The organism is Streptomyces sp. GMY02, assembly GCF_019056675.1.
Classification (GTDB): Bacteria; Actinomycetota; Actinomycetes; order Streptomycetales; family Streptomycetaceae; genus Streptomyces; species Streptomyces odonnellii.
This window is the reverse complement of sequence record NZ_CP077658.1, coordinates 7,657,655-7,682,891: the sequence shown is the minus strand read 5'-3', so window position 1 is coordinate 7,682,891 and position 25,237 is coordinate 7,657,655. Positions and strand designations below refer to the sequence as shown.

19 protein-coding genes and 1 pseudogene are annotated in these 25,237 nt (G+C 71.1%); 13 read left to right on the top strand and 7 right to left on the bottom strand.

Annotated features, from left to right (window positions below; genetic code table 11):
* Positions 1–51: 51 nt before the first annotated feature.
* Positions 52–1,284, bottom strand: a complete 1,233-nt coding sequence (locus KQY30_RS32720) for an FAD-dependent oxidoreductase (protein WP_217310147.1) — start codon at positions 1,282–1,284, stop codon at positions 52–54.
* Positions 1,285–1,693: 409 nt separating this feature from the next.
* Between KQY30_RS32720 and KQY30_RS37235 the strand changes: the two are divergent.
* From KQY30_RS37235 to KQY30_RS32695, 6 genes and pseudogenes are all read left to right on the top strand, one after another.
* Positions 1,694–1,912, top strand: a pseudogene (locus tag KQY30_RS37235) (DUF305 domain-containing protein); the annotation flags it as partial.
* 18 nt (positions 1,913–1,930) lie between these two features.
* Positions 1,931–3,556 carry a YncE family protein gene (locus KQY30_RS32715; protein ID WP_367997490.1) on the top strand — a complete coding sequence of 542 codons (1,626 nt, stop codon included), beginning with the start codon at positions 1,931–1,933 and terminating at the stop codon, positions 3,554–3,556.
* A 109-nt stretch (positions 3,557–3,665) separates the two neighbouring features.
* Positions 3,666–3,878, top strand: coding sequence for an azolemycin family RiPP peptide (locus KQY30_RS36850; RefSeq protein WP_254407431.1), 213 nt, complete (start codon positions 3,666–3,668; stop codon positions 3,876–3,878).
* 370 nt (positions 3,879–4,248) lie between these two features.
* Positions 4,249–6,186: a YcaO-like family protein gene (locus tag KQY30_RS32705; RefSeq protein ID WP_254407430.1), complete on the top strand. Its 1,938-nt coding sequence runs from the start codon at positions 4,249–4,251 to the stop codon at positions 6,184–6,186.
* 17 nt (positions 6,187–6,203) lie between these two features.
* Complete coding sequence (locus tag KQY30_RS32700) at positions 6,204–7,286, top strand: SagB family peptide dehydrogenase (protein ID WP_217310144.1); 1,083 nt, start codon at positions 6,204–6,206, stop codon at positions 7,284–7,286.
* 57 nt (positions 7,287–7,343) lie between these two features.
* A complete protein-coding gene (locus KQY30_RS32695; RefSeq protein ID WP_217310143.1) occupies positions 7,344–7,736 on the top strand; it encodes a hypothetical protein in 393 nt (130 codons plus the stop codon).
* 144 nt (positions 7,737–7,880) lie between these two features.
* Here the strand turns inward: KQY30_RS32695 and KQY30_RS32690 are convergent, their stop codons facing one another.
* Positions 7,881–10,493: a tachylectin-related carbohydrate-binding protein gene (locus KQY30_RS32690; RefSeq protein WP_217310142.1), complete on the bottom strand. Its 2,613-nt coding sequence runs from the start codon at positions 10,491–10,493 to the stop codon at positions 7,881–7,883.
* A 36-nt stretch (positions 10,494–10,529) separates the two neighbouring features.
* Complete coding sequence (locus KQY30_RS32685) at positions 10,530–11,030, bottom strand: hypothetical protein (RefSeq protein WP_217310141.1); 501 nt, start codon at positions 11,028–11,030, stop codon at positions 10,530–10,532.
* Between the two features lie 594 nt (positions 11,031–11,624).
* Between KQY30_RS32685 and KQY30_RS36845 the strand changes: the two genes are divergently transcribed.
* The 3 genes from KQY30_RS36845 (at position 11,625) to KQY30_RS32675 (ending at position 15,495) form a co-directional block, all read left to right on the top strand.
* The gene (locus tag KQY30_RS36845) at positions 11,625–12,182 is read left to right on the top strand and encodes an ALF repeat-containing protein (protein WP_254407429.1); all 558 of its coding nucleotides are present in this window, start codon (positions 11,625–11,627) and stop codon (positions 12,180–12,182) included.
* On the top strand, positions 12,179–14,953 hold the full coding sequence (locus KQY30_RS32680) for an ALF repeat-containing protein (RefSeq protein WP_254407428.1): 2,775 nt from the start codon (positions 12,179–12,181) through the stop codon (positions 14,951–14,953). Before KQY30_RS36845 ends, KQY30_RS32680 begins: the two co-directional genes overlap by 4 nt.
* Before the next feature lie 164 nt (positions 14,954–15,117).
* Positions 15,118–15,495, top strand: coding sequence for a hypothetical protein (locus tag KQY30_RS32675; protein ID WP_217310140.1), 378 nt, complete (start codon positions 15,118–15,120; stop codon positions 15,493–15,495).
* Between the two features lie 164 nt (positions 15,496–15,659).
* Here KQY30_RS32675 and KQY30_RS32670 read toward each other — a convergent pair whose 3' ends face one another.
* Together KQY30_RS32670 and KQY30_RS32665 are read right to left on the bottom strand one after the other, a co-directional pair.
* Positions 15,660–17,225 (bottom strand): Nramp family divalent metal transporter, encoded by a 1,566-nt coding sequence (locus KQY30_RS32670; protein ID WP_217311442.1) that lies wholly within the window; start codon positions 17,223–17,225, stop codon positions 15,660–15,662.
* A 479-nt stretch (positions 17,226–17,704) separates the two neighbouring features.
* Positions 17,705–19,006, bottom strand: a complete 1,302-nt coding sequence (locus tag KQY30_RS32665) for a CBS domain-containing protein (RefSeq protein ID WP_217310139.1) — start codon at positions 19,004–19,006, stop codon at positions 17,705–17,707.
* Positions 19,007–19,240: 234 nt separating this feature from the next.
* On the opposite strand from KQY30_RS32665, the gene KQY30_RS32660 reads away from it, so the two are divergent.
* Together KQY30_RS32660 and KQY30_RS32655 are read left to right on the top strand one after the other, a co-directional pair.
* On the top strand, positions 19,241–20,011 hold the full coding sequence (locus KQY30_RS32660) for an aminoglycoside phosphotransferase family protein (protein ID WP_254407426.1): 771 nt from the start codon (positions 19,241–19,243) through the stop codon (positions 20,009–20,011).
* Positions 20,012–20,123: 112 nt separating this feature from the next.
* A complete protein-coding gene (locus KQY30_RS32655) occupies positions 20,124–20,936 on the top strand; it encodes a hypothetical protein (protein ID WP_217310138.1) in 813 nt (270 codons plus the stop codon).
* Here the strand turns inward: KQY30_RS32655 and KQY30_RS32650 are convergent.
* Both KQY30_RS32650 and KQY30_RS32645 read right to left on the bottom strand, forming a co-directional pair.
* On the bottom strand, positions 20,917–22,311 hold the full coding sequence (locus KQY30_RS32650; RefSeq protein WP_254407425.1) for an ATP-binding protein: 1,395 nt from the start codon (positions 22,309–22,311) through the stop codon (positions 20,917–20,919). The genes KQY30_RS32655 and KQY30_RS32650 overlap by 20 nt on opposite strands.
* Positions 22,308–22,973: a response regulator transcription factor gene (locus KQY30_RS32645; protein ID WP_093601330.1), complete on the bottom strand. Its 666-nt coding sequence runs from the start codon at positions 22,971–22,973 to the stop codon at positions 22,308–22,310. The genes KQY30_RS32650 and KQY30_RS32645 overlap by 4 nt, the downstream gene beginning before the upstream one ends.
* A 203-nt stretch (positions 22,974–23,176) precedes the next feature.
* Here KQY30_RS32645 and KQY30_RS32640 point away from each other — a divergent pair, with 203 nt between their 5' ends.
* On the top strand, positions 23,177–23,878 hold the full coding sequence (locus KQY30_RS32640; RefSeq protein WP_217310137.1) for a response regulator transcription factor: 702 nt from the start codon (positions 23,177–23,179) through the stop codon (positions 23,876–23,878).
* Positions 23,879–23,893: 15 nt separating this feature from the next.
* Positions 23,894–25,228 carry a HAMP domain-containing sensor histidine kinase gene (locus KQY30_RS32635; protein WP_217310136.1) on the top strand — a complete coding sequence of 445 codons (1,335 nt, stop codon included), beginning with the start codon at positions 23,894–23,896 and terminating at the stop codon, positions 25,226–25,228.
* Positions 25,229–25,237 lie beyond the last annotated feature (9 nt).

Below are 25,237 nucleotides of genomic sequence, written 5' to 3'. Positions count from 1 at the left end.
GCCGAACGAGCCGGGGCCACGTCGCCGACCGGGCCCACCTGGCAGGCCGCGTCACCGCATTGACGCGCGCGGCGGGCGCTCGCGTACGGCGCCGTAGGCGAGGAAGTAGGCCGGGACGCGGCTCAGCCAGGGGGAGTTGGTGAGGAATTCGGCCATCCGCCGGGCACGGCGGGAGTCGCCGAAGGGCGGCTGTCCTGCAAGGACCGGTTCGATGACCCGGGCGTGGGCGGTCCGCTGGAGCGCCTGTGTCAGGGCCGCGGTGGGCCAGCGGCGGCGCTGGACGGCTCGTACGTCCCGCAGGCCGACCGTCCCCGCCCGCAGCGGCCCGACCAGATGGCGGGCGGCGGCCACCGCGTCCTCGACCGCGAGGTTGATGCCGATGCCGAAGACCGGCGACATCGCGTGCGCCGCGTCGCCGATGCACAGCAGCCCCGGCCGGTGCCAGCGCCGGAGGCGGTCGAGCCGTACGTCGAGCAGTTTGACCTCGTCCCACGACCGCACCGTGTTCACCCGGTCCGCGAGCCAGGGGACGGCGGCTCTGAAATCGGCCATGAAACGGGCGAGACCGTCGGCGCGGCGCCGGGCGTCGGTGCCCTTGGGGATCAGCGCGGCGCACTGCCAGTAGTCCCCGCGGTCGATCAGGGCGGTGAGGAACCCGTCGCCGGCGCCTCCCACCAGTCCGTGCGGATCGCCGTCCCGGCGCGGCAGCCGGAACCACCAGGCGTCCATCGGGCAGGTGAAGCTCCGCAGCCCCAGTTCGGGCAGCGACCGCGCCAGCGAGCCCCGGCCGTCGCAGGCCACGGTCAGGGTGGCCCGCAGCTCACCGGTACGGCCGTCGGACGTGGCGTACCGCACCCCTCGGACCCGTCCGCGCTCCACCAGGAAGGACGTCGCCTCGGTGCTCATCCGCAGCGAGAAGGACGGCTCGCGACGGGCCTCTTCCACCAGGAGGTTGAGCAGTTCCCACTGCGGCACCATCGCGATGTAGTTGTACGTGTTCCGCAGCGCGCCGATGTCTCCGACGGTGATCAGCGAGCGGCCCGGGCCGATCGGGAGCTGGACCGTCGTCACGCGGCGCTGGGGCAGCCGGGCGAACCGCTCGGCCAGCCCCAGTTCGTCCAGCAGTGCCAGCGTGGACGGGTGCACGGTGTCGCCGCGGAAGTCACGCAGGAAGTCGCCGTGCTTCTCAAGGACCGTGACCTCGACACCGGCCCGGGCCAGCAGCAGGCCGAGCACCATTCCGGCGGGGCCGCCGCCCACCACACAGCATGTGGTCCGCTCCATCGCGTCCGCTCCCTTCGGCGAACCCCGGGCAGCGCCGCGGTTCACCCGTTTGCAAAGCCCGGCAGGACATACCTCCCCGGGCTGCCAAGACTGGGACTCACCGGCGGAGAGCCCTTCCCTTTGTCCCCTGTCCTTCCCATGTCCTCCCCTTGTTCCTTCCCCCGCTCCTGCTCTGTACTTCCCTCGCCCTTCCCCTGTCCTCCTTTTGTCGTCCCCTTGGCGTTCCCGGGTCGTACCGGGCGGAAGAGGAGATGTCGGATGAGTGGATTCGCGTTTCGCCGGCTGGGCGCATCCGCGGCAGCCGGGTTCATCGCATTGAGCCTGGTCTCGTGCGAGTCCCCCCGAACGGGGGGCGGCCTTCTCGTCGCACGCCCACCCGTCCCACGCGGATGGTGCGGACGGCGCGCACGGACCGTTCACACGGAAGATGGACGCGAGCATGAGGGCCATGGCCGAGGCCATGGCGGGCTCGCGCATGACCGGCGACCCCGACCACGACTTCGCGGCCCTGATGGTGCCGCACCACCAGAGTGCCGTCGAGATGGCGAAGGCGGTCCTGGAGCACGGGAAGGACCCCGTGCTGCGGCGGCTGGCCCAGGAGATCATCGTCACGCAGCAGCAGGAGATCGGCGTACTGAAGGGCCGGATGGCCGCCGCGCCCCCGGCACGCGGAAGCCCGGAGTCCGGCGAGCGAATACGCGGCAGTACGCGTACGGGTACCGCTACGGGCACAGGCACAGGTACCCGTACGAGTGCAGGTACCGGTGCGGGTACGGGCACGCGTACAGGCAGGCCTACGGGTACGGCTACAGGTACGGGTACGGACGCCGTCATCCCCGTATCCGGCCGCGACCGTGTCTACACCGCCGACCAGACGTCGAACACCGTCTCCGTGATCGACCCCGCCGCCAACCGGCTCCTGGGCGTGATCCGTCTCGGCGACCCCGTACCCGGCGCGCTCAGCCCTCTGTACCGGGAGCAACTCCTCGTCCACGGAATGGGTTTCTCGCCGGACCACAGGACCATCGCCGTCGTCTCCATCGGTTCCAACTCGGTCACCTTGATCGAGACGGCGACGAACAAGGTCAAGGGCGTCGTCTACATCGGGCGTTCGCCGCACGAGACGTTCTTCACGCCCGACGGCCGCGAGTTGTGGGCGACCGTACGGGGCGAGGACTACGTATCGGTGATCGACCCCGTCCGTATGAAGGAGAAGCGCCGCGTCAAGACGGCGAACGGTCCCGGGATGGTGCTGTTCCGGCCGGACGGCAAATACGCCTTCGTACCGTCCAGCTTCACCCCCGAGGTGGATGTGGTGGACACCCGGACGTACCGGGTCGTGGCGCGCGTACCGCAGGCCAGCCCCTTCTCGCCCAACCTGGCCGTGAGCCGGGACGGCACCGAGGTCTGGTTCACCCTCAAGGACTCCGGCAAGACGCAGGTGATGAGCGCCCGTCCGCCGTTCCGTATCCTCGCCACGCTCGACTCGGGACCGATCACCAACCACGTCACCCTGGTCGACAACGCCAAGGGCCACTTCGGTTATGTGACGGTGGGCGGGGAGAACGCCGTCAAGGTGTACCGCCGCGGCAAGGTGCCGAGCCTGGTCGCCACCATCCCCACCGGCGATCTGCCGCACGGCATCTGGGTGTCCGGCGACGGCACCAGGGTGTATGTCGGGCTGGAGAACCAGGACGCCGTCGCGGCCGTCGACACCCTCAAGAACCAGATCATCGCGACGATTCCGATCGGCCAGCAGCCCCAGCAGTTGCTGTACGTTCCGCGGGCCGTCCCCTCCGGTACGGGTACGGCCAATCTGATGCCCCTCGGAGTCGCAGGCATGGCCGGCCATCTCACCCTGAACGCGCCGGAGGGCAGCGGCGGGCGGGGGCACGCGACGGTCTCCGTGAACGCGCTCGGCGCCCTGGACCTCCTTCAGGTCGCGGCGACCGGCCTGGAACCGGGGAAGGACTACACGCTCCGGCTCACGGAGAACCGGACGGCGCCGTTCGGCCGTACGGAAGCACTCACCACGTTCACGACGAACGCGGCGGGTGCCCAAGTCAGCCAGGCGATCGGACTGTTGCGGGAGGTGCTGACCCCGCCGGACGAGGGGGCCCGGGCGGACACGGCGAAGCAGGGTGCGGCCCGTGAGCGCTTCCTGATCATCACCCGGGCGGACAGCGATACGCCGGTGGCCGTCCAGGAGAGCCGCGAGGCCATGCCGCTGCCCCCGAACGCGGCACCGGATCCGGCACCTGCGGCGGGGTAGGGCCAGACCGCCGCCCGGCTATTCGGGCGGCGGTCGCATGCGGCGGCGGCCCTTTTCATCCGTAATACAATTACACATTGGCAGCTCTTTGCAAATCATTAGCTTTCTCTTGACCGCACCTTCGAACATGCCGTGCAATGAAGAAAGCGCCATCGAGGCTCTCCTGAGCCATAAGGACGGCGCATTTCAGAGAAAGGACTACGCCATGCTCGAAAACGAGGAACTCTTCGAGGAAATGTCGATCCCCGAGTCGGAGGCGGCTTTCGCCGGGCATAGCTGTTTCAGTGCCGTCACTGAGCAGGAAGCCGAGCCGGCGGAGTAGCTCACCCGGTGTCTTCCTGTCCCGTCACGGGCAGGGCCGCATCCCGTCACCGACGGGGCGGGAAGGCACTTCCGTACTCCCGGCGACCGACCGACTCCCCCGAAGGCGGGCAGCATTGGAATCGACCCCGGACCCGGCGCCGGACTCAGCGCCGAACCCTTCCACCCCCTATTCGTCCCATTCCCCCCGTTCCCTCCATTCCGCTTCTCTCACCCCACGGCGTGATGTACGGCTCGTCAGCCGCGGCGATCACCTGTACATCTGCGCGAGCACGGGAACCCTCCGCGTCCCGGCCGGAGTTCCCGTTCCGCGCGGTGCCGAGCACGGCCTTCTCGAACTCGACGCCGTACCGGACCGCGTCCTCAACGGGATGCGCACCCGTGGCCTTGTCCATCCCGGCGACGGCCGGCACCCCCATCCGCTCTACGGACGGGAGCGGGAACGGAGCGCGTTCGTGGTCGCCCTGGCCGCCGACGGGCCGGTCGCGACCGAGGCCGCCGGGCTGCTGACGCGGGCGGGAATCGGAGTGGCCGGCACCGAGCGGCGGGCGGACGCGCACGCCGTGCTCCTGCCGCTGGGCGTGGACGAGTCCGAACTCCAGCACTGGACCGGGTTGTCCCTCGCGAACGGCATCCCGCTCGTGGTGTATCTGAGCACGCCGACCCGGCTGCTCCTCGCCACCCTTGCTCCTCCCCGTACCGCCTGTCCCGTCTGTCTCGTACGGCGCATCCGCGCCAACCACACCTGGCAGCCGGTCGCCGACCTGCCCTTCGACGTGCTGCTGGGCGCGGCGGAGAGCGAGGCCTGGCCCACCACCGCCATCGCCGCCGGGATCCTCGCCCACGAGGTGCTCACGGTCCTCACCGCGGAGCCGCGCACCGAGCCCTCGGTGCTGACCGATTTCGACCACGCTTCTCTGGCGGGTACGCGCCACTCGCTGTTTCACACTCCGAACTGCCCCGCCTGCGCCAAGGCCGCCGTCCCGCCGAAGCGGAGTGAGGCGAACTCCGTCGATCCGCAGACCAGTTGGCGGCGCATGCGCGGCGCGGTCGACCCGCTGACCGGTCTCGTGCCCGAGCTGCGGGTGGACGAGAGCGATGGCCGCCCGGGCAGCACGACCTACGCGCGCACCGCAGGCGTGACCACAACGACCTGGTTCTCCCCGGTGAAGGCGGAGTCGCGCGGCGGCGCCGTCAAGAGCGACCCGACCGGCGCCCGGGTCTGCGCGGTCGGCGAGACCATGGAGCGGTACGCCGCGGGCGTCTACGACCCGGATCAGCTCGTCCGCGCCACCTTCGCCGCGCTCGGCGCGAAGGCCGTCGACCCGCGCACGCTGCCTCTCGGCTCGGCCAAGGAGTACGCGGAACGGCCACGGTACGGGCCGTTCGATCCGGAGGTGGAGATCGACTGGGTCCGGGGCCACTCCCTGACCACCGGCAAGACGCGGTACGTCCCGGCCTGCGCGGTCTATCTGCCGTACCGCTTCCCGCGGGGCCACAAGGCGTGGTTCGACCCCATCTCCACCGGCCTGGCCGCAGGCGGTACGTACCATCACGCCGTCCTCGGCGGCCTGCTGGAAATCGTCGAGCGCGACTCGGCCATCGTCTTCTGGGAGAACCGGCTGACCCTGCCCAGCCTGGACCTGGCACGGCTCGCGGACGGCCCGGCCCGCCGGATCATCGACCGGGTCACCGAGGACGGTGCCACGGTCATCTGCAAGGACCTCACCACCGACCTGGGCATCCCGGCCGTGGCCGTCCGCTTCGCCGAGGGCACCCCCGAGCGTCCCGTGGTCGTCCACACCGCACGCGCCGACCTGGATCCGCACGCGGCGCTGCTCGGTGCGCTGGAGGAGGCGTGCCTGTGCCGGACGGGTGCCGGTATCTGGCTGGCGGATGAGGAAATCCCCGGCCCCGACGCGGTCTTGAACACCCTCAGCCAGTTCTCCCTCTACTACTGCGCCCCCGAGCGCCTGCATCATCTGGCCTTCTGGGACGAGGGCCCGCTGCACCCGGTCCCGCCCACGAGGCCCAGTGCCGGGCTCCGGGCCAATGTCGACGAGGCGGTCCGCCGGCTGGCCGCCCGGGGGTACGAGACCATCACCGTCGACATCACCCCGATCGATGTGGCCGAGTGCGGTGTGTCGGTGGTCAGGACGGTGGTGCCGGGTCTGTGCCCGCTGACCCTGCGCAGCGATTTCCACCGGCGGGGTGGCCCTCGTGTGTTCACGGCGCCGGTCGCCATGGGCGTACGGGAAAGGAGCCTCACCGAGGACGAGTTGAATCCGTTCCCCCTGCCGTTCCTGTGACGAGCGAGGTGGGCGGCATGGACAATGACCAGCTCTACCGACGCAACCCCGACATCCTGCTGGAGTGGGGAGAGGACACGGGCCCGGCCCTCGTCGACTGCCGCCGGTGGCGGAAGTTCTCCGTCAAGCCCGTCCTCGTCGGCCTGCTCCACCAGCTCGAACGCCCGCTGACGGCGGAGGAACTCCATGACCGCTGGCAGGAGTCCGATCACGCTGATGAGGTGCGCAAGCTACTGGAACGGCTCGCCTCGGCCGGAATCATCCAGCGGTGCGCACCGGCCGACGGCGCGGAAACGGATGCCATGTCCGGCGGCGACGGCTGGACGCCCTACGAACTGGCCGTACACGCACAGTCCGGGCGGGGCCCCGTCCCGGGTGCCCGGCGCGGTACTCCGCCGCCTGCCCGCCTCGCCCACCCCGAGGCCACCGAGGTCATCGCGCTCCCCGACGGCCGCGACGCCCCGAGCCGCCCGCTGGCCGAGGTCCTGGCCGAACGCCGCAGCGTCCGCGCCTTCGCCCCGTCCCCCGTGCCGCTGCCGCTCATCGGCGCGTTCCTGGACCGGACCGCGCGGGTACGGGGCTATCTCCCCCCGCGCGCGTACGAACAGACCCACCGGCCCGCACCCTCCGGCGGCGGGCGGCACAGCTTGGAGGTGTATGTGCTGGCCCGCGAGGTGGCGGGCCTGGCGTCCGGGGCGTACCACTACGACCCGTTCGCCCACACCCTGCACCGCCTCTCGCCCTGGACCGAGGAACTCGCCGCGCTGCAACGACGTACCGTCATCGACCCCGCCGCCATGGCCGAGGCACCGCCCGTCGGCATCTACCTCGCCTCCTGTGCCGGCCGAACGACCTGGAAGTACGAGGGAATGTCGCTGAGCCTGATCTACCGCGACACCGGATGCCTGATGCAGACCATGTGCCTCACCGCGACCGACCTGGGCCTGGCGTCGTGTCTGACCGGTGCGATGGAAACCCCTGTCACGGCCCCCTTCCTGACCCCGCACCGCTCCCGCCTGATCCACGTGGGCAACCTGGCCCTGGGCCTGCCGACAAGCCCCTCGGCTGCCCCCGCCTTGGAGCCGCCGGCGCATGATTGAGCCGTCCGGCGCCACCGGAACCGATATACGCTCCCAGCAGGCCGCGAAGGGGGCACTATGACCGCGATACCGGACAACCAACCGCCCAACCAAGCGGCTCCAACCACCGTGCTGGAACGCAGACCTCGCAAGCGGCGTCGGGCCTGGGAGGGCATCAAGGATTTCCTCGTCGAAACCGTGGGCGAGATCGTTTTCGACGCTGTTGTGCAGGTTGTGAGTTGTGCTCTGCTCGTGGGAGTCGTTGTGGGACTGGTCTGGGGCTGGCGCCGGAGCCCAGAACTCACCCTCGGCGCCACCGCCGTACTACTGACAGGCGCCCTCGCCGCCGTCACCGCTTGGCGCCACCCAGGCCCGCTCCGTGCGAAACGGATGCTGGCGACAGGGCTGACCGCGCTTCTCGTACTGGCCGGCTGGTTCATCCTGTACGGAAGCAACTGCCAGTGCTTCTGACGCAACCAGCCTGCGACGGGCCACGGTCCGGCAAAGCAGCCGGGCATGCGCTCCCAGCTCAAGCACCTGGCCGGCCGCAGACTGGTCGTCCGAGAGGGCGGTGCCGTGCCGGCACCGCCCCACGGGGCGCGCTGGGTACGGGAATCAGCCGTTGGAAGGTGCGGGCAGGTCGTATTCGGTGAACCTGCCCGGGTTGCCGGGCTGTGCTTGGCTGATGTGGGACTCGTTGGAGTCGGTGCGGGAGATGTAGGCCCAGTTGGAGCCTGCGGTGCTGGTGTAGGTGAAGGCCGTGGGGTCGGTGGCCGACGGCCTGGTACTGGCCTGCTGCCAGGCGCGCCACGTACCGAAGGCGCCTTGGACTTCTTCGCGGGTGTGGTGGATCGTGCCGTCCTGGCTCCTGGCCACGACCGCGGTGTAGCCGGTGGTGGGGTCGATGACGGCGGAGGGGGCGCCGGTCGCGGTGAGGGCGCCGACCTGGGTCCAGGCGGCCGGGTAGGCGGTGCCTTCAACGGCCTGGACCAGGGTGACGATCTTGCCGTTGGTGCCACGGGCGAAGACGCCGAGTCGGTATCCGGGGTAGACCACCACCGACGGGGTGTGGGTGATCTTCTGGTCACCGAGACTGGTCCAGGAACCGACCGCGCCGTTTTTGAAGTTCGCGGTACGCAGTTGCCCGGTGGAGTCGGTGCCGAAGAGCTGGATGCTGTCGCGGACGGTCACCGCCGTCAGCGGTCCGGCGAAACCGTCGCCGCCGAGCCGGATCCAGCCCATGAAGTCCACGTTGGGCCGCTGCTGGGCGCGGTACCACGGCTTGCCGTCGTCGTCGACGGCGAACTGGACCAGCACACCGTCCGGCCTCTTGGCCGTGACCGGGGACTCCTTCATCGCACCGGCCAGGTTGGTCCAGCCGTCCCAGACGGAGCTGCTCGCGCCGTGGCGGCGCCACCAGGCCTCGCTGTTGACGTTCTGGACGGTCAGCGCCACCTTGCCGTCGGGCTGCTCGCCGAACTGGGGCTTCCCGGTGAAGACCTCGTTGGCCGGGCCTGCCGTCCACCGGACGTCGGTGAAGTCGGCCGGGTCGGCCTGCCGGCCGCTGACGAGCCGGCCCTCGTTGTCGGTGAAGGCGTACTCGATCTCACCGGTGGACGCCTGCATGACGCTGGTGGGGCTGAAGGGCGCGACGTCGATCGCGGGAGAGTCGGGCGTGTAGTCCGCCCTGAGGCGGCAGGAGTCCGGGGCGCCGGTCACGCTTGTGTAGCCCGCCCACCAACTGCCGGATCCGATGAGCCGGTTGTAGAGACCGTCGAAGTCCCCGACCGCCTCCTGATAGCGGTAGTGACGCACCTCGCCATTGGGCCTGACGGTCATGATCACGTCGCCGCCGAAGGACGTGAGGCCCTGTGAGTCCCGCCAGTCGGCGAAGCTGACCGTGACATGGCGCTGGAGCCAGCGCTGGCTTTCGAAGTCGTAGCGAGAGCGCAGGAGGTGGCCGGTCGCCGAGTCGACCCCGTACACCACCCCGTCGTCCGTGGCGACGATGTGGCTGAAGCGGCCCCAGCCCGAGTCGATCTTCTTGTTGCCGGCGGGGTTCCAACTGTTCGTGGCACTGATGTACTGCTGCCACCGCAGGTCGTCGCCGCCTTCGACGTACCAAATGTGGCCACCGCGGTCGATGGTGATCTTGTTGCGGTTCTCGGGCAGGCGGTACCACGGGAACCCGGTGCTGATCTGCCGGTGGTGGACGTCCCACTGGCCGGTGGAGCTGACGCGGTGGCTGAAGTAGAGCCCGTCGGCCTTGATGCCGTAGAAGGTCGCCCCGTTGCCGGCGAGGACGCGGGGGTACTGGTCCCATCCGGTGTCGATGGTGGACGCCGCGGGGACGGCGGCCGTGCCGTTGGCCGGGTCGGTCACATTGCGACGCAGCAGGCTGCCCTCGGGGGTGACGGAGTAGAGAGCACCGCTGGAGGCGCAGACCGGCCCGAGGTTGGCGTTGATCCAGGTACGCACCTTGTCGATGCGGGTGTTGACGGCGCCGGTACGGGTCTCCGTCTCGGTCTCGCCGAAGCAACCGCCCTGCCAGGAACGGCTGTTGATACCGACGAGCTGAACTGATCCGCCGGCCTCACGGAAGGTGGGGCCTCCGGTGTCGCCCTTGCAGACCGCGGCGCCGTCCCTGCCGGTGATGGCGACCTCGGTGGCACTCACCGAGTCCACGGTGAACGTCCCGGCGTGCAGGCGCAGCGGGACCCATTCGTCCTTGGTACGGCCGTATCCGGCGACCCGCAGCTCCTCTCCTGCCGCGGGTGCGGTCGCGCTGAGGGCGACAGGGGTGATCCCGGAGACCGGGCTCGCGAGCTTCGCGAGCACCAGGTCGTGGTCGGGGTGGGGAACAAGCTGGACGACGTCTCGCACCTGCCCGGTCGTGGTGGTCAGGTCCGTGCGGCCGATGGTGGCGGTCGTCTTGAGCGCGGGCGCGCCCGCGGGCACCTCCAGGCCGGCGGCCGGGTTGTCGGCGAAGCAACTCACGGCGGTGAGGACCCACTGCGCGTCGACGAGGGCGCCGGAGCAGGCGCGATTGGCGTCGCCCTTGGCGCCCTCACCGATCTCCAGCCGTGCCGTGAACGCGTAGGCGTTGTCCGCGACTGCGGTACCGGAGACCGCGTGGGCGGGGGTGGCGGTGAGTGTCAGTGGCGCCGCGATCAGGGCCGCCACCAGCGCGAAAAGGCTCAGGGGTCTGGCGTGTCGCATGTGTGTCATGAAGTCAGTCCTTAAGGGGCAGGGCTCGTCCGGGCACTACTTGGAGGTCCTGATCTCCACGAGAATGTGGGGGCGGCCCTCCGGGTCGGCGCTCTCGCCGACCGCCTGCCAGGTGTCCGCGGGAATGTCGACGGAGGTCTCCTCGGCGTCGACGGTCAGGTCGAGTTCCGTCGCGTGCGCGCTCGTACGGACGCCGTAGACCGAGGGGATCTCCAGGGTCAGCCAGCCGCTGTTGCCCGTGACGGAGAAGCAGACGCGCGAGTTCGCGCGGGAGTAGACCTCCAGGAGGCCCGCGCCGATCGCGCAGTCGGCGAGGAGGATATGGCCGTCACCGCGCTTGAGGACGATGTTCTGCTCCGCGAGGATCTTGTCCGCGTTCGGGTAGTCGTAGTTCTCGACCGCGTAGCCCGGCGCCTCGTCGGCGGCGGCTTCGACCGAGGTGGAGCCCTTGTCGGCGGACGTCCCCGCCTGGCCCCCCGCCATCACCAGCCATGCCAGGGCACCCGCGGCCGCGGAGGCGGCCAGGATGCGTGTCATGAGGCGTCCGGTTCTTGACGCGGTGGTGCTCCGTGCCTTCATCGCTGTCCCAATCGTCGGTTCCGGCCAGAGGCCCGGAACGCATTCAATAACGGGCGTGAAAGCTGCGGCGCGTCAAGGTCCGCAATTTTTTGAGATATTTCAGCACGACGAAATAGGCATGCCAACGGAATCAACCCCCCGCTCATATCCGCAGCTTCATGCATGCAAACCGATCGCCCAAAGTTTGTCCACAGGAAAGAACTTCGCAAACTGGTCAGACCCGATAGAAAGCCCGTGACCTGCATCACCTCAAAGGAAGGTTGCACGGGGAGTTGTGGATGTTACGAAAAGAAAAGATTTCTGAATTATAACGTTCCGCTTTCTGATGGCTTCCTGACGCCCCCCGGGAACAAATAGCAAATTGGTATTGACCCAGCAAAGAGTCATCCGTACCTTCGAATCCAGCGGGCTCCCCAACACCCTTACAAAGGCGACGAGTTGGGGAGCTGTGCCATGTTTTCGCAGCCGTATCCCATACGGCCAAACGGGAGGATGCACACTTTGTCGGCATCATTGTGGAGCAGACGCCGGATACTCACGAGCATCGCCGGGGTGGCGGCGGCCCCCGCCCTGCCCTCGATTCTCTCCCTGAGCGCCGCCCCCGCCTACGCCGCCGAACCCACCGACACCGGCCTGCCGGACACCGACCGGGGCAGAGCCGTGTGGGCGTACAAGACGGGCGGCCGGGCGACCCGCGAGGCGGCGGCCATCGCCCTCGCCGGTTCTTCGGCGGCCGTATCGACCTTCCTCACCAGCGAACTGCCCTCGGTGAACGCCGAGGACAACCGTTTCACCGTGCTCTCCTCGCTCTCGTACGCGGGCACGTCCACCCGTCAGTCGGCCGAGACCGCGCTGACAGCGGGGGACGACGCGCTCGCGGCCTTCCTGGAGACCGGCTACGCCCAGCCCCTTGAGACGGACATGCGGGTGACGGTCTTCACCGTCCTCAACAACAGCGGCACCGCCGTGCGGCGGGAGGCCAACAAGGCGCTGAACGCGGGTACTTCGGCGGCGCTGCGGACCTTCCTGGAGACGACCCAGTACACGGCGCGCGCGGAGGACGAGCGGGTCGAGGTCTTCACCATCCTCTCGACCGCCTCCCCCAGGTGAGGGTGTACGCGGAGCGCGCCCTGTCCGAGGGCACGCCCGAGGCGATCAGCCAGTTCCTCGTCTCCGGCCAGTACATCGCTCGCGCCCACGACGAAGAGGCCGCGACGATCGACCAGTTGGTCAAGATCGTGGAGCGCGAGGGCAAGCGCGCGCAGCTCAAGACGGAGCAGGCCGTCACCGCTTCCGACCAGGCGAAGGAAGCCGCCGAGAAGGCGAAAGAGGCCGCGCTCGCGGCCGCCGAGGAGGCCAGGGCCGCCCAGAACGACGTCCGCAGGTCGGCCGCCGCCGCCAACAAGGCGGCGAGCGCCGCGCGCGGTGCCGCCGACGCGGCCGGCACGGCGATCTCCGCGTCCCGTGCCGCCCAGGCCGCGTCCAGCCGCGCCGCGCAGGCCGCGCAGGCCGCCGCTGCCGCCGCCGCGTCCGCCGGCGGCGCCGCCTCCCGGGCGTACGGGGCCGCCATCGCCGCCTCCAAGGACGCGTCCAAGGCGTCGGCCGCCCGTCAGGCCGCCCAGGGCGCCCGGGACGCCGCCGCGCGCGCGAAGACCGCCGCCGCTGCCGCCGACCAGGCGGCCATCGCGTCCCAGAGCGCCTCCGCCGCCGGTTCCGCCGCCGCGAGCGCCGCCCAGAACGCCGCTGCCGCCGCCAACGCGGCCGCAGCGGCAGCCGCCAGCGCCGGGGTCGCCCAGTCCCAGGCGGCCCGGGCCCGGGCCGCCGCCGTCGAGGCCGACGCCGCCGCCGCGCGCGCCACCCGGGCAGCGGGCACCGCCCAGACGCTCGCGGGACGGGCGGCCACGGCGGCCCGGGTCGCCCGCGACGCGGCGAACAGCGCCGCCGAGCACGCGTTGAAGGCCGCCGCAGCGGCCGAGGACGCGGCGGACAACGCGGGCAAGGCGATCGAGTACGCCAAGCGCTCCACCGAGTACGCCAAGGCGGCGGTGACGGCGGCCAACACCGCTGCCGACGCCGTCAAGGAAGCGCAGGAGGTGGAGAAGGCCGCCCGCGAGGCAGAGACCGCGCGCATCGCCGATGACACCGAACTCGGCGTCACGGTGGCGCGGCTGCGGGCCCAGGCCGAGATCGACGACACCAAGCGGGCCGACGAGCAGCGCACCCAGGCGGACGGCACCACCAGCGAGGTCAAGGACCTGATCGCCGCCGCCGAATCGGCGCTGGGCTCCGGGGACACCGCCGCAGCGGTCACCAACGGCCGCAAGGCCGCCGTAAAACTCCTCGACGCGACCGGCGGCTGGACCCGGGAGGCCGCCGAGTACGCCCTCTCCGGCGCCGACGACGACATCGTCAACTGGATCAGCGCGGACCGGGTCCTCGCCCGCGACCAGGACGACCGGGAGAGCGTCCTCACCCTCGCCCAGCTCGGCACGCCCGCCGTCGCCGAGGCCGCCTCCCAGGCGCTGGCCGCCACCGCCCCGAACGCGATCCGCGACTTCCTCGACAGCGGCGCCATCGAGGCGGCGGCCGACGACAACCGCGTCGCGGTCTTCGCGCTTCTGAACTCGCAGCCCGGTACGGCCGTCAAGGCGGGGATCGAGGCCGCGCTGAACGACGGCAGTGCCCGCGCCCTGCACCGCTTCCTCACCGTCGAACTCGCGGAAGCCACCAAACAGGACGACAACGTGGAGATCTTCCGCCTGCTCAACTCCGGCGGCCCCTACATGAAGTCGGCGGCGCAGATCGTGCTGGAGGGCTCCGCACGCATGCGGCGCGCCTTCGTCGTCCGCGACAAGTTCAACATCGCGCGCCTCGACCAGGACCACGCCACCCATGTCGCCGCGATCCGCGCCGCCATCGCGCACGCCGCGAGGATCGCCGCGAAGGCCCTGCAGGACGCCGCGCTGGCGTCCAAGGCCGCCGCCGAGGCCCGGGAGGCCGCCGCGGAGGCGTCCGAGTGGGCGGCGAAGGCGCAGGGTTACGCCGACGACGCCGCGGACTCGGCGAGCGAGGCCCGGGCCAACGCGGACGAGGCCGACCGCTCGGCCGCAGCCGCCGCGCAGTCCGCCAAGTCCGCGCAGTCGGCGGCGGCCACCGCGCGTGGCGCCGCCCGTTCCGCGAACTACTCGATGACCCAGGCGGTGGCGTCCGCCAAGCAGGCCGTGTCCTCCGCCTCGGCCGCCCAGTCGTCCGCCTCCGCGGCCCGGGCCTCCGCCGTCCAGGCCGGCAAGGACGCGCAGGCCGCCGCTGCCGCCGCCAGCGAGGCCCGCACCATCGCCGTCGAGAAGCGGCGCGCCGAAGCCGCCGAAGCCGCGCGCAGGGCGGCCGAAGCGGCCAAGAAGAACCAGCAGGACGGCACCAATCCGACCGACAAGCCCGAGTACGACGACGACAACACCGGCGACACCAAGTACTGGGGCATGTGGCCCGAGGACATGGGTGACGTCAAGGACTGGGCGGCGGCCACCGGCCACTGGAGCACGGTGCTCGGCGGGGTCTCGCTCGGTCTCGCCGTCCTCGCCCCGTTCACCGGGCCCTTCGCCCCCGCCGTCGGGGCCGTCGCCCTCGGGGTCGGGCTCGCCTCCTGGGGCATGCAAGGGGTGAGCGCCATCCTGTCCCTGGGGTACGAGGGCGGCTGGCGATCCCCCCAGTTCCAGCAGGCACTCGGCATCTTCGCGATCGGCGGTATCTTCCAGGGCAAGGGAGCGATCTTCCGCAACTTCGGCGTGAACGGGGAGACCGTGGCCAGGGAAGTCGGCGCCAAGATCTCGGGCGCCGTCAGTGACACGGTGACCACGGTGGTCGGCCTGCTCACCTGGTAAAACCCCCGCATGTGGGGTGATGCGTACGCACCATGAGGGCGGGTACGCATCACCCCGCCGCCAACTCGGCCGCCGGCTCAAGGGAATCGGTGCTGTCTTCCCCGTGGGGAGCCATCAAGGCCGTCGCGATCACCCTGTAAGCCCGCACCGGACGGAGACCCGCTGTGCTGACCTCCCATTTCTCCCCCGCCGACTGGTGGATCGCCGCCGTCGTGGCGGGCATCGCGGCGGCGGTGGCGTTCCAGTCCCTGATCCTTGAGAAAAAGGACAAGTGGAAGGCGCTAGTGCTGCCCTTGGGCGGCGCGCTCGGCATCGGCCTCGACTCGGCGGTACGGGACTACGAGGGAACCACCCCGCTGGCGCTGTACACACTGGCCATGCTCGGCCTGGCTCTGACGAGAGTCGCCTTCGCCGGTTACATAGGACGCCAGATCGACCGGGCCCGTACCGGACAGCCCGTACAGCAGCCGACCGGCAAGCAGATCACGGTCTTCGTCCTCACGCTCATGGCCATCATGCTGACCATCGCCGTCACCCTGTAGGCCCGGCCGGAGGATTTCGCCCGTCTCCTGGGCGAGGCCGCCTGGCAACGCCACTGATCAGCTCGGGGCATGTGCTCGCGTACTGCCGCGCGCAGTCACCCGCGCGTCGGAAGCCCTGGGCGGGAGGCAGCCGCACCGCATCCTGCTCCGCCCCCGGGCCCCGGTCAGGCACCGCCGAGTCGGACGGCTTTGACGAGCAGGAGCAGGGCGCTGAGGATCAGGTAGCCGCGCAGGGCCATCATGCCCAGCCTGGTTCCGGCGGACCAGCGCACCGGTTGCAGCAGTGCCAGGGGCGGCATGCGCCAGGCGAGTTTCTCGGCGGGCGACATCGCGGGCACCTCCCGGGCAGGCGCGCGGCGCCGGGTCGGGCGGACGGCGATGGCGGTGGCGATCAGCCCCGTGGCCAGCACGACCGCCAGCCAGACCGTGAGCCGGGCGACATCGACCCCCGGGAAGAGCGTGGTGGCCATCAGCGTGCCGGAGAGCATCAGCAGGACGGCGATGATGACGGCGGCGACCGCGTTCAGCCAGCGGGGGTTGACCCAGGGGCCGAGTACCTCGGTGTCGTTGCACAGCAGGAGCAGAAACATGCTCGCGGAGGGCAGCAGCACCCCGGCCAGCGCCTGGACGGCCTCGGTGATCAGGCCCAACGGGGCGCCCGGGATCAGAACGACGGCGGCGGCGACCAGGACCAGCAGGCTGTACGAGGCGTAGAACTGCTTGGCCTCGCCGAAGCGGCGGTGCAGGGAGTGGCGCAGATTGAACACGTCGCCGAAGGCATAGCTGGTGGCCAGGGTGACGGCCGCCGCTCCGATGACGCTGGCGTCCAGCAGGACGATCGCGAACAGGACGCCGAGCAGAGGGTCGTGGCGGCCGAGGGCGTCGGCGACTCCGGCGGCATCGGTGAAGTGGCCGTGCGCGGCGGTGCCACGGGTCGCGAAGTCGGCGATCATGACCAGCGCGGCGGCGCCCGCGACGACCAGGAGGGAGCCGATCACGGTGTCGGCGCGCTCGTAGCCGATGAAGCGCGGGGTGATGCGCTTGTCGATCACGTTGGACTGCTGGAAGAAGAGCTGCCATGGGGCGACGGTGGTACCGACGACCGCGATGATCAGCAGGACCGCTTCACTGGTGACGCCGCCCTGGATACCCGGCACGACGAAGTCGTTGGCCGCGCGGCCCCACTGCGGCTGCGACATGAAGGTCAGCGGGATCAGCAGCAGGCTGGCGCCGATGAAGGCGAACATGGCGCGCTCCCAGCGGCGGAAGGAACCACTGGCGGTCACGGCGATCAGGGCGACGGCGGCCACCGGAACGATGACATAGCGCGAGAGGCCGAGGTATTCGCAGGCCAGACTGACGCCGATGAACTCGGTCACGATGGTGAGGAAGTTGAGGAGGAACAGGTCGCCGACGCTGAACCAGCCCCAGAAACGGCCGAACCGCTCGGTGATCAGGCGTGCGTGGCCGACGCCGGTGACGGCGCCCAGCCGTACGACCATCTCCTGGTTGACGATCAGGACAGGGACGAGCAGGAGCAGCACCCACAGCAGTGAGTAGCCGTAGTTCTGGCCCGCCTGGGCGTAGGTGGCGATGCCGCCAGCGTCGTTGTCGCCGACCATCACGATGATGCCGGGACCGACAATGGCCAGCAGGGTCAGCAGGCGGGCTTTGAAGCCCGGACGCTCTTCGACGCGTTCGTGGGGGACGCGCCCGAAGGCGCCCCGGATCTCGCCGAGATGGGCCTCGTCGAGCCCGGTGCCGGGCCGTGCGGGGCGTGACGGTGGCGGTACGGGCCGGGCGCCGGGTTTCTTCGCGGGGGGCTCGGCGCGACGTTCCGGGGTCCCGGGCTGAGGGGTCCCGGGCTGAGGGGTCCCGGGCTCAGGGGTCGCGTGCTCAGGAGGCCCGTGCTCGGGGGGTCCGTGCTCAGGGGGCCCGGGGGGACGCTTCTCCTCCGGCGGCTTGGGTGGCTGCCTTCGCTCGGGTGGTTCCGCGGGCCGCTTCTGCCCTGCGGGGCGGCGTTGTACGGGCTCGGCCGGGGCTTGCGCGCGGTCCGGAGGCTCTGGATGCTCCGGTCCGGGGCGGGCCGGGGGCTCCTCCGGGCACGCAGGCTGCTGGGGAGGCTCGGCGCGCTCAGGGGGCCCGGGAGGCTCGGCGCGCTCGGGAGGCTCGGGCCGGTCCGCTCCGTCGGTGGGCCGGTCGTCTTCGCTCACGATCCGGGCGGCATCTCGTGCGGGGAGTCTCCGGGGCGGGGTCGCTCCACGCGGCGGGCGGGGTGCGGTGCGGGCTCGCGCCGACGCCAGTCCTGCGGGATGACCACGTCCAGGACATCGTCGACCGTGATGACGCCCAGGATGCGGTCCGCACCGTCGACGACCGGAATGGTCAGCAGGTTGTAGTCCGTCATGAGCAGAGCGACGTCTTCGACGTCCGTATCCGGCCCGGCCCGGACCGGGTCGCGATCCGCCAGCTCCTCCAGCCGCGCGGCCGGATCGGCCTGCAACAACTCCACGAGCGTGACCACACCGAGCAGCCGCTGCTCCTCCCCCACCAGATACACGCTGGTCAGCGCCTCGGGCTGGAGACTGCGGGCCTCGCCCGCCGCCCGCAGCGCCTCCGCCACAGCGCTGCTGCCCGCCATGGTCAGGACATCGAGCGCCATGAGCCCCCCGGCGCTGGAGGGGTTGAAGCCCATCAGCGTCAGCACCTTGGTGCGCTGCCCGGCGGGGAGCGCGTCCAGTACGGGCCGGCGCCGGCTCTGCGGGAGATCGTTGATGGCGTCCGCGGCATCGTCGGCGCGCATCCGGGCGACCACCTCGGCGATCTCGGTGTCGCTGCGCTCGCGCAGCAGGCGGGTCTGTGAATCCGGTTCCAGCTCCTCGAACACATCCGCTTCGAGCTCGGGATCGGCGTGGACGGTCTGCAGGATCTCGTGCGACTCGGTGCGGTTGGCCTCCTCCAGCAGATCGGCGAGGTCCGCGGGCTTGAGTCGGCCCAGTCGGGCGAACGGTCCGCGGACCCGGGCGGAGCGGGCGTGGCCGATCAACGGCTCGAAGGACTTCCAGTCCCGCCAGTCGGGCCGTGCGCGACGACCGGCGAGGACACCCCACAAGCGCGGCGGCCTCCGTGTGTCCAGGCAGGTCAGCACCCATCCCTCCGGCCGCTGCTCCAACTCGATGTCGTACGCCCTCACCAGCTCGACGCCGACGACATCGATGACCCGGTGGCCGAGCACATCCGCCCGCAGCAGGACCTCGCCCTCGCGCCGCTCGAAGTGGCGCAGGTCCACCCGCGGGCTGGTCAGAGTGCTCTTCTCCGCGTCCAGGTCGGCGACCTGCTCGGCGGGCAGGAAGACCTCGCGCCCGGCCACTCGCGCGACCAGCCCGGTGGCCAGCGGATAGTCCCGCCCCCGCAGCCGCACGATCACGTCGGCGAGCCTTCCCACCACCTCGCCGTTGCGCCCGACCACCGGTCGGCGCAGTAGCTGAGCAAGATGTACGACATGTTCCACACCTTCACGCTAGACATATCGGCGCCAATGAGGGCAGAAGGTGCGGCGAAGGGTCGATGTGTCGGGACAGCCCGGCAGATCCGCCTTCTGTCTTCCGCCCTCCGTCTTCTGCCTTCTGCCTTCTGCCTTCTGCCTTCTGCCTCAACGAACGCCGTCCGCCCGGACACCGCGGGGAGTCGGCGCGGGCAGCAGCGCGTGGAGCTCTCCCCCAGTCTGTTACGGGATACTGCGCACGTGACGGACGAACACGTGTTGCAGGACGATCCTCATCGCAGGGTGGTGCGCGTGGGCGACACGGTCCGGCGGCCCGTGCATGCGTGGACCCCGGCGGTCCACCAGTTGCTCCGGCATCTGGAGGACGTCGGCTTCCCGTACTCGCCACGGGTGCGGGGAATCGACGAGGAAGGACGTGAGGTCCTCACCTATCTGGACGGTGAGTCAGGGCCGCAAGGCTGGGCCAAGGTGGTCGACAACACCGGCCTGGTCGCCTTCGCCCGTCTCCTGCGCCAGTATCACGAAGCGGTCGCGGGCTTCCGTTTGTCCGAAGGGCTGACCTGGTGCACCGGGGAGAGCGGGCCGGGCGACGGCGAGGTGGTCTGCCACGGTGACTTCGGCCCGTGGAACATCGTCTGGCGACGGGAGAACCCCGTCGGCATCCTGGACTGGGACTACGCCCGGCCCGCGGACCGGCTGCACGACATCTGCTACGCCCTGGAGTACGTCGCCCCGTTCCGGGACGACGCCGTATGCCTCCGCTGGCTGCGCCATCCCGAGCCACCCGCCCGACGCCACCGCCTGGAGCTGTTCGCCGACGCCTACGGCCTGACCTCCACCGACGGCCTGGTCGACGCGGTCATCGATGTCCAGGAGGCCGCGATCGAGCAGGTCCGCGGGCTCGCCGAGCGGGGACTTCAGCCGCAAGCCCGGTGGGTTGCCGACGGCTACCTCGACGACCTGGCCCAACGAGCCGCGTGGAGCCGAGCCAACCGCCACCTTTTCGAGTAAGCGCCCGGCCCCGATTAAGTGCCCGGCCCCGATCCACGGCGGCCGCCCGGACCGGTCGGCCGTGCCCTCCGGTCAGGAAACGTTCAGGTGAACCCTGCCAGCGTGCTGCGTCATGACAGCAGACACATATCTGGCGGACGCCTCCTCACGGCGCCGCGAGCTGATGAACAAGGTCCCCGAGGTCACCCTCTACTTCTGGGTCATCAAAGTCCTCTGCACCACGGTGGGGGAAACCGCCGCCGACCTCCTCAACGCCAATCTCGGCCTCGGGCTGACCAACACGTCCCTCATCATGAGCGCCCTGCTCGTGATCACACTCTTCTTCCAGTTCCGGGCGCGCGCCTATGTGCCGGGTCTGTACTGGCTCGCCGTCGTACTGATCAGCGTGGTGGGCACGCTGGTCAGCGACAATCTCACCGACAATCTCGGCGTCCCGTTGGAGACCACCACGGCGGTCTTCGCGGTCGCCCTGGCCCTCACCTTCATCGGCTGGTACGCGAGCGAGCGCACGCTCTCCATCCACTCCGTCCGCACCGGCCGACGCGAGGGCTTCTACTGGCTGGCGATCCTCTTCACCTTCGCCCTCGGGACCGCCGCGGGCGACCTCACCGCCGAGCGGCTCAATCTCGGATACTGGCTCTCCGCCGTCATCTTCGCCCTCCTGATCGCCGCGGTGGCCACCGCCCATCGGGCCCTCGGTCTGAACGCCGTCTGGTCGTTCTGGATCGCCTATGTACTGACCCGCCCGCTCGGCGCGTCCTTCGGTGACTATCTGTCCCAGGCGCGTGCGGACGGCGGACTGGGGCTCGGCACCGTGGGGACCAGCGCGCTGTTCCTGGCGGTGATCCTCGGCCTGGTCGTCTTTCTCACCCGGACCAGGAGGGATGTCGTACCGGCCGAGCCGCTCAGCCCGCGGGCAGAGTGACGGTGAACCGCGCGCCCGCGTGGCCTGCGTCGAGTGCGATGTCGCCGCCGGCCGCGCGGGCGAGCCGGCGCGCGAGCGCCAGCCCGAGGCCCGCGCCGTCATGACCGTCGCCGGGCGTCGCACGCCGGCCCGGTTCGAACAGCGAGTCCCTGAACTCCACCGGTACCCCGGGCCCGTCGTCGGCGACGGTCACCCGTACCGCGCCCGTCGTCGCCGCGCATTCGATCACCACGGTGTGCGCGGCATAGCGGCGGGCGTTGTCCAGCAGCGGGCTCAGGATGCGTTCGGCCAGTGCCGTGGAGACACCGGCGGTGGCCGGGCCGCCACGGACCTCGACCGGCGGCGTCCGCGGCGGCCCGTCCGTGCCACGCCGGGCCAGCTCCCGCGCGAGCGCCAGGACGTCGCAGCTTCCCGGAGTCTGTCCGGTGCGTGTACGGGCCTCGGAGAGCAAGGTCTCGCAGATCCGGCCCATCGTGGCGGCGGCGCTCGCGATGGCCTCGTGCGAGGCCCGCTGCTCGTCGGCGGTGCGGGGGCGCCGGGCGAGCCACTCGGTCTCCGCGGTGATCCGGGCCAGCGGAGTACGCAGCTCGTGCGAGATGTCGGCGGCCTGACGCTGTTCATGGCGCAGGACCGCGGCGAGCCGGTCCAGCAGCTCGTCGAGATTGGCCGCCAGAGACACGAGTTCGGCGGGCCGCCCGCCCTCCCCGAACCGTTCCGCCACACCCGCCTTGCTCCACTCGGCGGCCTGCGCGCTCATGTCGCCCACCGGCCGCAGAGCCCGCCGTACCACCAACCGGGTCAGCAGATAGACACCGCCCAGCAGCACCAGCGACAGGGCGATCGAGCCGGCCAGCGCGGAATCGGCGGTGCTGACATAGGGGTCGAGGCTGACGGAGGTGATCACGGTGCCCGCCTGTCCGCCGCTTCCGGCCTCGCCCCCGCCTCCGGTGGCCGGGAGCGCGGCGACCGGCAGCGCGTAGAACCGTGTCGCCGAGGGCGAGGTGGTCTCGGCGAACCGGGTGCCGTGTCCGGCCAGCGCGTCCGCCTGCCGCTGGAGGGCGGGCGGGACGTTCGGGGGCAGTTCGATCGCCCGGCCGCCCTCGTAGATCCACACACCCGCGTCCAGAGCCTGGTCCTCCGTCGGCTCCCTGACCGTCAGCCGGCCGTCCGGCCGCGCGTCGACGGTGGCGGCCACGGCCTCGGCGCGGGTGCGCAGCACCTCGTCGGCCTGCCCGTGCAGTCTGCTGTCCAGGGCCAGGTTGAACACCGTGGTCAGCACGGCGATCCACAGCACGCTGGTGGCCAGGGCGATCAGTGCCAGCCGGCCGCGCAGCGTACGCGGGCCGAGGCGCTGGAGTCGGTGCTGTCCGATCACGCGAAGCGGTATCCGATGCCGCGGACCGTGCCGATGCTGTGCGGCGCGTCGGCCTCGCGCAGCTTCCGGCGCAGCCGGACCAGATACTGGTCCAGGGTGTTGTCGGAGACCTGGGCGCCCTCCGGCCAGCCCGCCCGCAGCAGGGCACGACGGCGCACGGCAGCTCCCGGAGCGGCCATCAGACAGGCCAGCAGCCGGAACTCGGTGGGGGTGAGCGCCACCGCCGTCCCGCGCACCTCCAGTTCATGGCGTACCGGGTCCAGCCGCACCGCACCCGTGTCGATCGCCGTGCCGTCGCCCGAGCGCCGCAGCACGGCCCGGATCCGGGCCGCGAGTTCGCTGAGGTGGAACGGCTTGGCCAGATAGTCGTCGCCACCGGAGGAGAAGCCCGAGAGCCGGTCGGTCAGTGTGTCGTGCGCCGTGAGAAACACCACCGGCGCGCTCACCCCGGCGGCCCGCATCGCCTGGCACACATCTCGGCCGTCGGAGTCGGGCAGCCCGACATCGAGCACCACCGCGTCCACCGAACCGTCGGCGGCGCGCAGCGCCGAGGCGCCGTCGGCCGCCGTCACCACGAGGAAGTCCTCGTCGCGCAGGCCACGGGCGATCACATCGCGCAGTCCGTGATCGTCCTCGACGATCAGCACGCGGGGAGCCGTCATTCCGCCAGTATGACCACGTACGGACGTCGGCCGTCCACCGTCCCGGGCGGCGAAGCGCGCGTTCAGGTTGTGTTCAGGTACGGTCCGGCATCCTCGGGGCGTGACCGCGATCCAGGGCGCGGAAGGCCGCGTCGATGTGTACGGATGTGTGTACGGCAGCGGGTACGGGCGCGTCGGTCCGTGGCGCCGGGCGGCGTGAGGCGATGGCACGTATCACGGTGGTCGAGGACGACCCGACGATCGGCGGCGGACTCGGCGCGACACTGCGCGTACTCGGCCACGACAGCCACTGGTGCCCCGACGGCGCCACCGCGCTGGCACACACCGCGCCGGACCCGGCCGATCTGCTCCTGGTCGATCTGGGGCTGCCCGACATGGACGGATTCGAACTGTGCCGTCTTCTGCGGGAGCGGGCTCCGGACGCCGTCATCGTCGTACTGACGGCGAGAACCGGGGAGATGGATGTCGTGCAGGCCCTGGAGTGCGGAGCCGACGACTATCTGACCAAACCCGTCCGGGTCGCCGAGCTCCAGGCCCGGGTCACCGCCCATCTGCGCCGCGCCGCGCCCGGCGCCCTCGGAGCACCCGGCGCCCCGGCGCGGATCGGGCTCGGCGCTCTTGTCGTGGACCGGCCCGCCCGGCGCTGTCTGAGCCCTCGGGGCGAGATCACACTCCGTCCCCGCGAGTTCGATCTGCTGGTACGGCTGGCCGCGCGTCCGGGACAGGCCGTGAGCCGCGAGGACCTCATGAACGACGTCTGGGACGAGAACTGGTTCGGCTCCACCAAGACCCTCGATGTGCATGTGGCCGCGCTGCGCCGCAAGCTCGGCGGCCATCTGCGGATCACGACACTGCGTCAGTTCGGCTACCGCCTCGACGTCCCGACGGCCCCCGCGGCCGGCTGACGGCAGGGCCGGACCGTGCGCCGCCGCATCCTGGGGTCGACCGTGCTGGCCGTCGTCTGCGCGGTGCTTCTCTTCGCGCTGCCGCTCGCCGTCGCCGCGCTGCGGCTGTACGAGCAGGACGAGGAGCGTGAGCTGCGGCAGCTCGGCGAGCGGGTCGCGGTCGGCCTGCCCGTACCGCTCGGCCGTCCGGGCGCCGGTGATCCGGTGGAGCTGCCGCGTGCCGAGGCGGGCACCCGTATCGCGGTGTACGGGCCCGACGGGCTGCGCGTGGCCGGTACCGGTCCCCGGGCCGGAGACGGTCCGGTACGGGCCGCGGCGGCGGGACGGGCCGCCACCGCACGGTCCGGTGAGGGCCTGGTGGCGGCCGTCCCGGTCGGCGGCGCCGAACATGTCCGCGCGGTGGTACGGGTCACCTCGCCCGCCGCCGATCCGTACCGGCGGGCCGCCCTGACCTGGGCCGGGATGGCGGTGCCGGCGGCACTCGCCGTGGGCGTCGGCGTCCTGCTCGCGGTCCGGTCCAGCCGTCGGCTGGCCCGTCCGCTGGAGGCTCTCGCCGTCGCGGCCCGCGACATGGAGCGCGGCGAGCCGCCGCCCGGCCGTGCGCCGGCTACCGGGCTCCCGGAGGCCGACGCGGTCGCTGACGCCCTCGCCCGCGCCGCCGACCGCATCGGCCTCCTTCTGCGGCGCGAGCGGGCCTTCAGCGCGGACGCGTCCCACCAGCTCCGTACGGCGCTCACCGGCGTACGGCTGGAGCTGGAGACTCCACTGGCACCCGCTGCGCGCGCCGATCCGTACACTGCCCTGCGCTCGGCCCTCCAGCAGGTCGAACGGATGGAGACCACCCTGACCGATCTGCTGGCCCTGGCGCGTGACGTACCCGAGCGGGCACCGCTCGACCCGGTGCCGCTCCTCGACGGGATCGAACGGCACTGGCACGGCGAACTCGCGGCGGGAGGACGGCGTCTGCGGGTGATGATCGACGAGGACCTGCCGGACGCCGTCGGCTCACCGCGGGCCGCCCGGCAGGTCCTGGATGTGCTGATCGCCAATGCCCGGACACATGGCGGAGGAACGGTGACCGTACGTGTCCGGGAGAGCGCCGGAGTGCTGGCCGTGGATGTCGAGGACGAGGGAGCCGGGATCCCCGAGGACACGGATCCGTTCGTGCGGCGCGGCCACGCGACGGAGGACGGCCATGGCATCGGTCTCGCGCTGGCCCGCTCGCTGGCCGAGGCCGAGGGCGGCAGACTCTTCGTCTCCCGCCCTCGGCCCCACCCCAGATTCACCTGGCTCGTGGCCCTTCCGGCGCGGCCCGCGCCGACGACGCTCCCGTCACACGGACCGCCCTGAGATGCCCGG

What these genes read in the sequence shown, in the direction of transcription:
- KQY30_RS32720 (WP_217310147.1), bottom strand. Translation starts at nt 1,284, where the DNA reads ATGGAGCGGACCACATGCTGTGTGGTGGGCGGCGGCCCCGCCGGAATG.
- KQY30_RS32715 (WP_367997490.1), top strand. Translation starts at nt 1,931, where the DNA reads ATGGCCGCCGCGCCCCCGGCACGCGGAAGCCCGGAGTCCGGCGAGCGA.
- KQY30_RS32705 (WP_254407430.1), top strand. Translation starts at nt 4,249, where the DNA reads ATGCGCACCCGTGGCCTTGTCCATCCCGGCGACGGCCGGCACCCCCAT.
- KQY30_RS32700 (WP_217310144.1), top strand. Translation starts at nt 6,204, where the DNA reads ATGGACAATGACCAGCTCTACCGACGCAACCCCGACATCCTGCTGGAG.
- KQY30_RS32695 (WP_217310143.1), top strand. Translation starts at nt 7,344, where the DNA reads ATGACCGCGATACCGGACAACCAACCGCCCAACCAAGCGGCTCCAACC.
- KQY30_RS32690 (WP_217310142.1), bottom strand. Translation starts at nt 10,493, where the DNA reads ATGACACACATGCGACACGCCAGACCCCTGAGCCTTTTCGCGCTGGTG.
- KQY30_RS32685 (WP_217310141.1), bottom strand. Translation starts at nt 11,030, where the DNA reads ATGACACGCATCCTGGCCGCCTCCGCGGCCGCGGGTGCCCTGGCATGG.
- KQY30_RS32655 (WP_217310138.1), top strand. Translation starts at nt 20,124, where the DNA reads ATGACAGCAGACACATATCTGGCGGACGCCTCCTCACGGCGCCGCGAG.
- KQY30_RS32645 (WP_093601330.1), bottom strand. Translation starts at nt 22,973, where the DNA reads ATGACGGCTCCCCGCGTGCTGATCGTCGAGGACGATCACGGACTGCGC.
- KQY30_RS32640 (WP_217310137.1), top strand. Translation starts at nt 23,177, where the DNA reads ATGGCACGTATCACGGTGGTCGAGGACGACCCGACGATCGGCGGCGGA.